8 protein-coding genes and 1 tRNA gene are annotated in these 8,509 nt (G+C 73.3%); 5 read left to right on the top strand and 4 right to left on the bottom strand.

What is annotated here, in order from left to right; translation table 11 throughout:
• Positions 1 to 126: 126 nt before the first annotated feature.
• Positions 127 to 1,092, bottom strand: coding sequence for a serine aminopeptidase domain-containing protein (locus BUE48_RS08290; protein WP_245537009.1), 966 nt, complete (start codon positions 1,090 to 1,092; stop codon positions 127 to 129).
• Positions 1,093 to 1,341: 249 nt separating this feature from the next.
• Here BUE48_RS08290 and BUE48_RS08285 point away from each other — a divergent pair, with 249 nt between their 5' ends.
• The gene (locus BUE48_RS08285; RefSeq protein WP_012852026.1) at positions 1,342 to 3,075 is read left to right on the top strand and encodes a RelA/SpoT family protein; all 1,734 of its coding nucleotides are present in this window, start codon (positions 1,342 to 1,344) and stop codon (positions 3,073 to 3,075) included.
• Positions 3,076 to 3,094: 19 nt separating this feature from the next.
• On the opposite strand, the gene BUE48_RS08280 is transcribed toward BUE48_RS08285, so the two are convergent.
• The gene (locus BUE48_RS08280) at positions 3,095 to 3,727 is read right to left on the bottom strand and encodes a DUF6069 family protein (RefSeq protein WP_012852025.1); all 633 of its coding nucleotides are present in this window, start codon (positions 3,725 to 3,727) and stop codon (positions 3,095 to 3,097) included.
• 402 nt (positions 3,728 to 4,129) lie between these two features.
• Here BUE48_RS08280 and BUE48_RS08275 point away from each other — a divergent pair, with 402 nt between their 5' ends.
• Positions 4,130 to 5,008 carry a S66 peptidase family protein gene (locus BUE48_RS08275; RefSeq protein WP_286989579.1) on the top strand — a complete coding sequence of 293 codons (879 nt, stop codon included), beginning with the start codon at positions 4,130 to 4,132 and terminating at the stop codon, positions 5,006 to 5,008.
• A gap of 125 nt (positions 5,009 to 5,133) precedes the next feature.
• Here BUE48_RS08275 and BUE48_RS08270 read toward each other — a convergent pair whose 3' ends face one another.
• Positions 5,134 to 6,054, bottom strand: coding sequence for a hypothetical protein (locus BUE48_RS08270; protein ID WP_012852023.1), 921 nt, complete (start codon positions 6,052 to 6,054; stop codon positions 5,134 to 5,136).
• A gap of 81 nt (positions 6,055 to 6,135) precedes the next feature.
• Entirely contained in the window at positions 6,136 to 7,347 is a 1,212-nt protein-coding gene (locus BUE48_RS08265; RefSeq protein ID WP_012852022.1) for an NsdA family TPR-like regulatory protein, read from the bottom strand.
• A gap of 325 nt (positions 7,348 to 7,672) precedes the next feature.
• On the opposite strand from BUE48_RS08265, the gene BUE48_RS08260 reads away from it, so the two are divergent.
• The 3 genes from BUE48_RS08260 to BUE48_RS08250 all read left to right on the top strand — a co-directional run bounded on the left by BUE48_RS08260 (position 7,673) and on the right by BUE48_RS08250 (position 8,393).
• Complete coding sequence (locus BUE48_RS08260; RefSeq protein WP_012852021.1) at positions 7,673 to 8,014, top strand: hypothetical protein; 342 nt, start codon at positions 7,673 to 7,675, stop codon at positions 8,012 to 8,014.
• The gene (locus BUE48_RS08255) at positions 7,986 to 8,192 is read left to right on the top strand and encodes a hypothetical protein (RefSeq protein WP_041439421.1); all 207 of its coding nucleotides are present in this window, start codon (positions 7,986 to 7,988) and stop codon (positions 8,190 to 8,192) included. The genes BUE48_RS08260 and BUE48_RS08255 overlap by 29 nt, the downstream gene beginning before the upstream one ends.
• Before the next feature lie 128 nt (positions 8,193 to 8,320).
• Positions 8,321 to 8,393: transfer RNA gene (locus BUE48_RS08250), tRNA-Val, on the top strand.
• Positions 8,394 to 8,509: the final 116 nt, after the last annotated feature.

The raw sequence follows: 8,509 nt of genomic DNA, 5'->3' as shown, positions 1-8,509 counted from the left end.
TCACCGGCCCGCTCCTGGTCCCTGCGGGCTTGGACGCCGACGGCACGAAAACGGGCGCCCGCCCGGCGCGTGCCGGTGGGCGCCCGTGGTGAGCCGCATGGAGCCGGCCCGGCCCCGGCGGCCGGGTCACATGGCGGCGGCCTCCTCCTGGTGGTGGGGGCGCAGGCCGTGCCGCAGAATGCCCTCATCCAGCCAGCGGTCCAGGTACGTCCAGGTGGTGGTGCGCGCCTGGCCGCCGGTCAGCACCCCCAGATGGTCGCCGGAGGCGATCTCAAAGCGCACCCGCGGCGAGGAGACCATCGACAAAGTCAGATCGCGGACCGCCCTGGGCGGCGCGATCCGGTCGCCGTCACCGGCGATGGCCAGCACCGGGACGCCGATCCGCGCCAGGCTCACCTCGCGGCCGCCGATCGACAGCTCCTCCTCCCCGGCCAGCGCCGCGCCGAGGTAGGCCGCGTACGATTCGGTGAGCCCGCGGCCGGGGTGGGCGCGCAGTGCGGCGGCGAAGCGGTCGAGCGCCTCGCGCTGGGCCAGGTGGTCGCGGTCGTCGATGCGCGCCAGGACGTGGTAGGCGCGCAGCAGCCCATGGCCCGCCGCGATGATCTGGTCCACCGTGCCCGGCAGCCCGGCGCCGGTGGCGGGGGCGATCGCGGCGACCGAGGCGATCGGCAGCGAGGGGTCGGCGGCGGCGGTCAGCAGCGCCAGTGTGCCGCCCAGACTCCAGCCGACCAGCTGCACCGGCTGCCCGCCCGCATCGCTGCTCACCCGGCGGATCACCGACGGCAGGATCTCCCCGGCCCACTGGGCCGCTCCGGCCCGCGGGTCCGCCGGCCCGGCCGGCCCCTCCAGCAGGTAGGTCAGCCGCCCGGCGTCGACGACATGCTCGACCAGGCTGCCGCCTCGGCGCAGGTCATAGCAGCGTGCGGGGACGCCCGGCGACGGCACCAGCAGCACCGGCGGCCCGGCCGGGACCAGCCACTCGGGAAACCGGTAGCGCAGCACCGCGCGCCCGCTCCCCTCTCCGAGCCGGTCCGCCGGCATCGGGCTCAGATCGGCGAGCTGGCCGTTGAGCAGCATGGAAGCGACGTTCACCGCAGCCGAGCGCAGGCTTCTGGGCGAAAGGATCATTTCGCGATGATCAACTCCATTCGTGTGACATAACGGAATGTTTCCCCCAGTTATAGATACATGTATACGAGAGGTCACATATCACGCCCCAATGAAGGGCGTGTAAAACAGACCGAGTCGCCGTCAATGCTCGCGCCGGAAAGCGCCCGTCACACATAATGACCGCTACAGGCGGTAGCAACCGCGCTACCTGAAAGGGCACCGGATGGCGCGATGACGTCGCTGAATCCGCAGGAAGCCAAGCTCACCCCGCACGGCGGGCACCGCAGGCGCCTCCTTGCGCCCAAAGACCGCGCCGGCCGGCGCGCCGCGGTGCGGGCCGCCCTGGCGCCGCTGCTGCAGGCGCGCCGCCCCGCGTTCACCGACGAGGACGTCCGCCTCCTGGAGTGGGCCTACGACGTGGCCGAGCGCATGCACCGGGGCCAGCTGCGCAAGTCGGGCGCCCCCTACATCACCCACCCGCTGGCCGTGGCGATGATCCTGGCCGGAATGGGGCTGGACACCACCACCCTGGTGGCCGCCCTGCTGCACGACACCGTCGAGGACACCCCCTACACGCTGGGCGAGCTGCGCGCCGACTTCGGCGAGGAGGTCGCCGTGCTGGTCGATGGGGTGACCAAGCTGGACGGCGAGCGCTGGGGCGACCGGCGGGAGGCCGAGACCTTCCGCAAGATCGTGCTGGCCGCGGCGGCGGACCTGCGGGTGCTGGTGATCAAGCTGGCCGACCGCCTGCACAACCTGCGCACGCTGGGCTTCCAGCCGCCGCACAAACGGGCCCGCTACGCCACCGCGTCCCTGGAACTGCTGGTCCCCTTCGCCGAGCGGCTGGGCATCCACGTCCTCAAACGGGAGATGGACGACCTGGCCTTCGCCCACCGCGACCCGGATGCGCACGCCGCCACCGCCGCCGCGATGGCCCGGGCGCTGGCCGGGGCCGAGCAGGTGTTCGGCCCGGCGACGGAGCGGCTGCGCCGCTCCCTGGCCGGGCACGGGCTGTCGGCGCGGGTGTCGGTGCGCCCGCGGCACCTGTACGCGGTCCACCAGGACTTCGGCGAACGGGTGGTGGGGCTGCGGCCGTGCGAGGCGGCCCGGGTGCTGGTCGTGGTGGACGGCGACGAGCAGGACTGCTACATCGCGCTGGGGGCGGTGCACGCCGCGCTGCGCCCGTGCCCGGGCCGGGTCAGGGACTACATCGCGCTGCCGAAGTTCAACATGTACCAGGCCCTGCACACCCGGGTGATCGGCCCGGAGGGGGACCCGCTGGAGGTGATCATCCAGAGCCGGGCCATGCACCCGGTCGCCGAGTACGGGATCGTGGCGCACATCCGCGACGCCGGGACGGCCACCGCCGACGCCGTCTCCGGCCGCCGCGACCTGGTGTGGCTGAGCCGGCTGCTGGCCTGGCAGTCCGACGCCCTCTCGGCGGACTTCCTGGACGGGCTGCGCACCGACCTGGCCGGCGACTCCATGCCGGTCTTCACCCCGCGCGGGGAGATCGTGCTGCTGCCGGCCTCGGCCACCGCGCTGGACTTCGCCTACGCGCTGGGCTCGGAGACCGGCAACCACAGCATCGGCGCCCTGATCAACGGGCGGCTGGCGCCGCTGTCGGCCGAGCTGCGCAGCGGCTATGTGGTGGAGATCCTCACCGACCCGGAAGGCTGCCCGTCGGCCGACTGGCTCCAGATCGCCGCCACCGCGCCCGCCCGCGTCCACATCCAGCGCTGGCTGGCCCACCGGCAGGCCGAGGAGGTCTCCGCCCAGGGCCGCCGCCGCCTGGTGCAGGCCCTGGCCGACCGGCAGGTCGACCTGCTGGCGGCCGAGGCCCACGGCGAGTCGCTGGCCATCGCCCGCGACCTTGGGTATGCGGAGGTCGACCAGATGTACGCCGCCCTGGCCTCCGGTTCGCTCTCCCTGGAGGAGCTGGTCACCCGCTTCGCCGGCGCCTGAGGCGCGCGGCGCCCCGCGGTCACCGGCCCGGGTCGAGCCCCGGCGGCCCCGGCCAGCGGGCCGCCAGGGACGCGGTGACGGCCAGCACCGCGATCACCACGATCCCCGCCGTCAGGTGGATGGCCGCGGTGGCGAGCCTGGCCTGCGGGTCGGCCCGCACGACCAGCGGCAGCAGCGCGGCGACCCCGGTCCCCGCCCCGCAGATCCACACCAGGGCGCGCACCGGCCGGGCCGAGACCGTCATCAGCACCTGCAGCAGCCCGGTGGCCTGCAAGGTCAGCGCCACCGCGCACAGGGCGTAGACGAGCCCCACCACCGCACCATCGGCCTGCGGGCTCACGGGGGCGGGCACGGCCACCTCCAGCAGGCCCCGCGCCACCAGCCCGCCGAGCACCGTCACCATGGCCGCGCATACGGCGGCGACCGCGCCTCCCGCCCACAGCCGCCCGAGCCTGATCTCCGGGCCGGCCGCCAGCGCGCTGTGCAGCGCGGCGAACCCCCGGTAGCGTTCGGCGACCGGCTCCGGACGCGGCCGGGCCACCGTCGCCGGGCAGCGGTAGGAGCCGATCAGCGGCGGACGCGACCGCCCAAGGGGGTGGGCGCGCGGTCCCGGACCGCCGCCTGGATGCGACCCGAAAGGCACCTTGGGCATGCCGTCCCCCAAACAGCCACGTGATGCACCAAACGGCACATTCCGTCCCTGCACTCGTTGCCGCCGCGAAGACCCTCAAGACCAAGGACGGCCCAGGCGTAGGCAATGAACCTTTTTCAACACGTGGTCCCGGGCATCGAAGACGGGAGCCGGGGCGGCATCCGAGGCCATGGCATTGCAGGTCACGGCATCGCCCCCGGCCCCGCCTGCGGGAAGGTCGTGTTGAAAAGGTTCAACGAGCGAGCTGCCCGAACCTGCTTTCCCTGCCCGTTCCGCGTGTGCGGCGGCGCAGCCGCGATCCCGCTGCGCGAGCCGGCCGGTCAAAGGCCGGGAAGGGGGTCGGCCGGTGAGGACGCCCGGCGTGGCAGGCTCTTGGGTGACCGGCGGCGAAGGGGCGGGGAAGTGAAGCTTGCACCGGGCGACCTGGTCGCGATCGTGGCGCCGAGCGGCCCCGTGGGGGCGGCGGCGCTGCGCCGCGGGGTGGCGATCCTCAAAGGCTGGGGACTGCGCGTGCGGGTGGCCCCGCACGTGGCGGCGGTCTCGGGGTATCTGGCCGGTCCGGACGCCGCGCGCGCCGCGGACTTCACCGAGGCGTGGACCGACCCGCGGGTGCGGGGCGTCCTGTGCGCCCGCGGCGGCTACGGCACCCAGCGCATGCTCGACCTGATCGACTGGGAGCGCCTGCGGCAGGCGGGCCCGAAGGTCTTCGTGGGCTCCAGCGACATCACCGCCCTGCACGCGGCCCTGGCGCACCACCTGGGGCAGGTGACCTACTTCGGCCCGATGCCGGCCGGGACGGCCCTCAGCCGGGACCGGCTGACCGCCGACACCCTGCACCGGGCGCTCTTCACCGGGCTGGACGCGCTGCGCGCGCCGGCGGGCGAGGCCCTGGTCCCCGGCACCGCGCGCGGCGTGCTGCACGGCGGGACGATCACGCTGCTGGCCACCAGCCTGGGCGCGCCGGAGGGCGCTCCCCCCGCCGGGGACCGCATCGTCTTCCTGGAGGACGTCACCGAGGCCCCCTACCGGCTCGACCGCTCCCTCACCCAGCTGCTGCGCGCCGGCTGGTTCGAGGGCGTGACCGGCATCGTGCTGGGCTCGTTCGTCGACTGCGGCCCCGAAGAGGAGCTGCGCGCGATGCTGACAGACCGCCTCGGCCCGCTGGGCGTGCCGATCCTGTGGGGCTTTCCCGCAGGCCACGGCCCCACCCAGCTGACGCTGCCGTTCGGCGTGCGAGCCGAGCTGTCCACCGCCACGGCGACTTTGCGCTTCTTCGGCTGAAGCCCAGGTCGCCGGCGCGCCTTCCCCCGGCCCGCTCCCGCCAGGGGCCGCGCGGATTCGAGACCGGGACCGTGCAGATCACGGTTCTCCTGTTGTGTAACTCCGCCGATCGTTCAACAAGAAGCTCATTTCGGCAGTGCCAGAACCTGTCCGGCTTCGATGGCCTCCCTGAGGCTTTCGGTGAACTGCTTGGAGACGCCATCGGCGTGCGCGGCGAGTTCGGCGACGGATTCTTCGTCACTGGTCGCCGCCAGCAGGTCCATGTACTTGTGGTTGTCCCCCAGCATCTTCTGCGCGGTGTAGACGGATTCGACCTCAGCGACGCGTGCGGCATAGCCCTCAAGCTCCTCGACCTGCTTGAGGACTGCGGCCTCCGATTGTCTCAACGCTTCCCGCTGCGGCGCGGTGACCGCCTCCAGCTCCGCCGACCGCGCCTGTTTCCAGGCCGCCTCCTGCTCTGCGCGAAGCAGCGTCTGCCGGTGCAGGAGCCGGGCGATTTCCCAGAGCCGTTGGGGAAGCACCACGTCATTGCCGATCCGGTCAAGCAGCCCGTCGCGATGCACCGCCGAGCCGAGCACCCGGTCCACGGCGGCGGCCGCCCGTGTCAGCAGCTCGCATGCGGGCCCGTCCAGGTCGTCCGCGGTCAGATACCTGCCGTGGTATTTCTGCTGCGCCCTCTCTTTGCCGACGCCCCGCCAGGGTGTGACGGCCCCCCACAATGCCCCCGCCACCCCGGCGACGACGAACACCCATTGAAACCGATCCGCCCACTCGTCGACGACTTCGAAAACATCTTCGGAGGGCGTGCTTACGAGAGCCCCGCCCACGGCCATGCACACATAGACCAGTACGGGGGCGGCGAGCGCCCCGGCCAGACCTCTGAGGAGGGATCCCAGCAAAGGGACGACCCAATACACCTTTTTCGGAGGGGGATCTGATGCGAGGATCAGGGATCCTTCTTGCGAGCATTCACGCAAGGCCCGGCGAGCCCACTGCGGAACCGACGGCGCGAACAGCACACCTGATTCGAACTGCTTAGTGGCCATGCTGCTGACGCTCCTCATCTCCTATGGCACGCCCAGGCATATAAAACTCCGCCGCTGACTGTCACCACCACCGAAATGACTTCACGCGCGATCCCGCGCGACGGTCAGAGCCTCGTCGTATTCGGCGACCCACTGGGCGGCCCGCTGCTCCGGGGACATGCCGGCCAGGCCGGTGGCGATCATGTCGGCGGCCTGGCGGTACTGGCGGGCCTCCAGGTGGGCCAGGCCGATCTGCACGTGGAAGAACGGCTCGTTGTACCAGTAGACCGACGGCGGGGGCTCCGCGGTGCGGGCCGCCAGCTCGGCGGCCCGGTCGAGGTGGCGGCGCATCTGCTCCAGGTCGCCGAGCGCGGCGTGGCCCTGGGCGAGCTGGATGCAGTCGTAGGCGCGCTGAGCGGGGTGGGAGCCGGGAGTCTCCAGGGCGGCGGCGGTCCAGCGGACCACGGCGCGGGGCCGGCCGCGGAGGCGCTCCAGGTAGCCGCGGAAGCTGACGGCGGTGGCGGCCAGGGTGCCGTCGGAGCCCTCGTCGGCCAGTTCCTCGGCGCGCCGGAACAGGAGCTTGGCCGTCTCGTCCCGTCCCGTGGCCAGGTGCAGCCAGCCGGCGAAAGTGGCCCATTCGGAGACCACCTCGGCCAGGGCGGCGCGGTGCGCCGAGGGGGCCTCCCGCAGCATCTGCGCGAGCAGGGGGAGCTGTGCGGTGGCCGGGGCGACCAGTGCCGCCGGGCCGATGCGGTCCTCCAGGCGGCGCTGGCCGGCCAGCATGGTGGACAAGGCCGCGATGGCGTGGGCGTCGAGGCGGGCCGGCCGCCGGGCGGCATGGGCGAGCCGCTCCCCCGCCTCCGGGTCGGCGCCGGGGACGAAGGGGCGGGCCGCGTCCGGTGCCGTCCGGTCGCCGGGCGCGGCCGCGAAGACGCCGAGCGAGTCCACAAGGCCGGAGGCGGGTTCGGCGGCGGAGGGGGCGTCCTGCGGCGCGGGCGGCTCGGTGGCAGGAGCGTGGGCCCGCGGGGCCAGCCCGAGGGCGAGCCGGGCGGAGTCGGGCATGCCCAGCCCGTCGGCGATGCGTTCGAACACCTCCAGGGTGTGGATCCGGCGCCCGCCGGCCTTCATGGTCTCGCTGACCCGCCCCTGGGTCATGCCGCAGGCGATGGCGATCTGGGTCTGGCTGGCCCCGGCGTACTGGCGCAGCAGGTGGAACAGGCGGCCCATGTCCCGTTCCCGCAGCGCCCGGATGGTCTCCGGGTGTTCCCACAGGGCGTCGGGGACCACCAGTGGATCTTGGGCGCGTCCCGGCATGGCCCCTCCGGCGCTTCACCCGGCGGTCTTCGGCCGTCCCCGGAGGTCGGATATCCCACGGCGAGATATCACCATGTAATTGACTGAAGCCGCCCTCTTAGCTGATCTTGGTCAATATGGCACGGAGTCGGGCGAATAGGAACCCCTTTTCAATGACAAAACAGGCCGAACCAGGCGGCCGGACCCGTGGCCCGTCCGGTTTCCCCGGCCGGCCACGGCCTGCCGCAAAGCTCACCGGCGGCCTGATGAGCTGCGGGAACGGCCCGGGCCCGCTCGGCCGGCCACCTGCGCAGGCCCGCCTCCGCGTCCGGTTGCGGACGATGTGATGAGCGACGCCCACGAGGCCGAGGCACGCGCGATGCGGGTGCTGTCGGCATTGCTCCGGGAGGCCGTCCGCGTCGCATGGCCCGAGGTGCGGCCCGCCCTGCGGGACGCGATCCCGCGCCTGGAGGTGGCCGGGCCCGGCGGCTCCGTGGTGGACGTACGAGTGGACGAGGACGGGGAGCGGCTGGTGTTCCGGCCGTCATTGCGGCGGCACTCCGCCGACGACATACCAGGGGCCGTGGCGGTGCTGCTGGCGCTGGCCCGCCAGCGCGGGAACGCGGCCGCTCCCCCGTCCGGACACGGAGATGGAACCGGTGGGCAAGGCGCCGGCGTCCCGCTGTGAGGCGGCGCTGTGCCGGCAGTTCCCGGGCCGGCGGATCCGTGAGGTGACCGGGCAGTGGGTCACCGCCCGCCAAGGCGCGCCGGTGGCGGTGCGGTCCACGGTGTTCGAACCGCGCGAAGCGATCCGGCCGGCCGGCCCGGCGGCCCCGCCGGATGCGGCGCGGCGGGACGGCCGGTGAGCGGCGGCGGGCCGCGCAGACCCCTCTTGGGACCGTCCCGGGCCCCGGCGACCCCGGGGAAGAGCAGGGCCGCCTCGGTCTCGTTTACTGCCATGGCCGGTTGAGGTTGTATGGTCTCTTGCAGCCGAGGGGCTGTGGCGCAGTTGGCAGCGCGGCGAGCTTACACCTCGTAGGTCGTCGGTTCGAATCCGGCCAGCCCCACCCTTCCCCGCCCTCCTCGGGTCGCCCGCCGGGCACGGCCCGAGGAGGGCGGGCCGTGAGCGGCCGGGCTTTCGCGCGGCGTGGGAATGTCACCCCCGGCTGTTACCGTCATCTCC

Origin of the sequence: Thermomonospora sp. CIF 1, from assembly GCF_001896795.1 — a bacterium.
In the GTDB taxonomy this organism is placed as follows: domain Bacteria; phylum Actinomycetota; class Actinomycetes; order Streptosporangiales; family Streptosporangiaceae; genus Thermomonospora; species Thermomonospora curvata.
The sequence above is the reverse complement of the archived record's forward strand: the minus strand, read 5'-3'. Positions and strand labels throughout refer to the sequence as shown.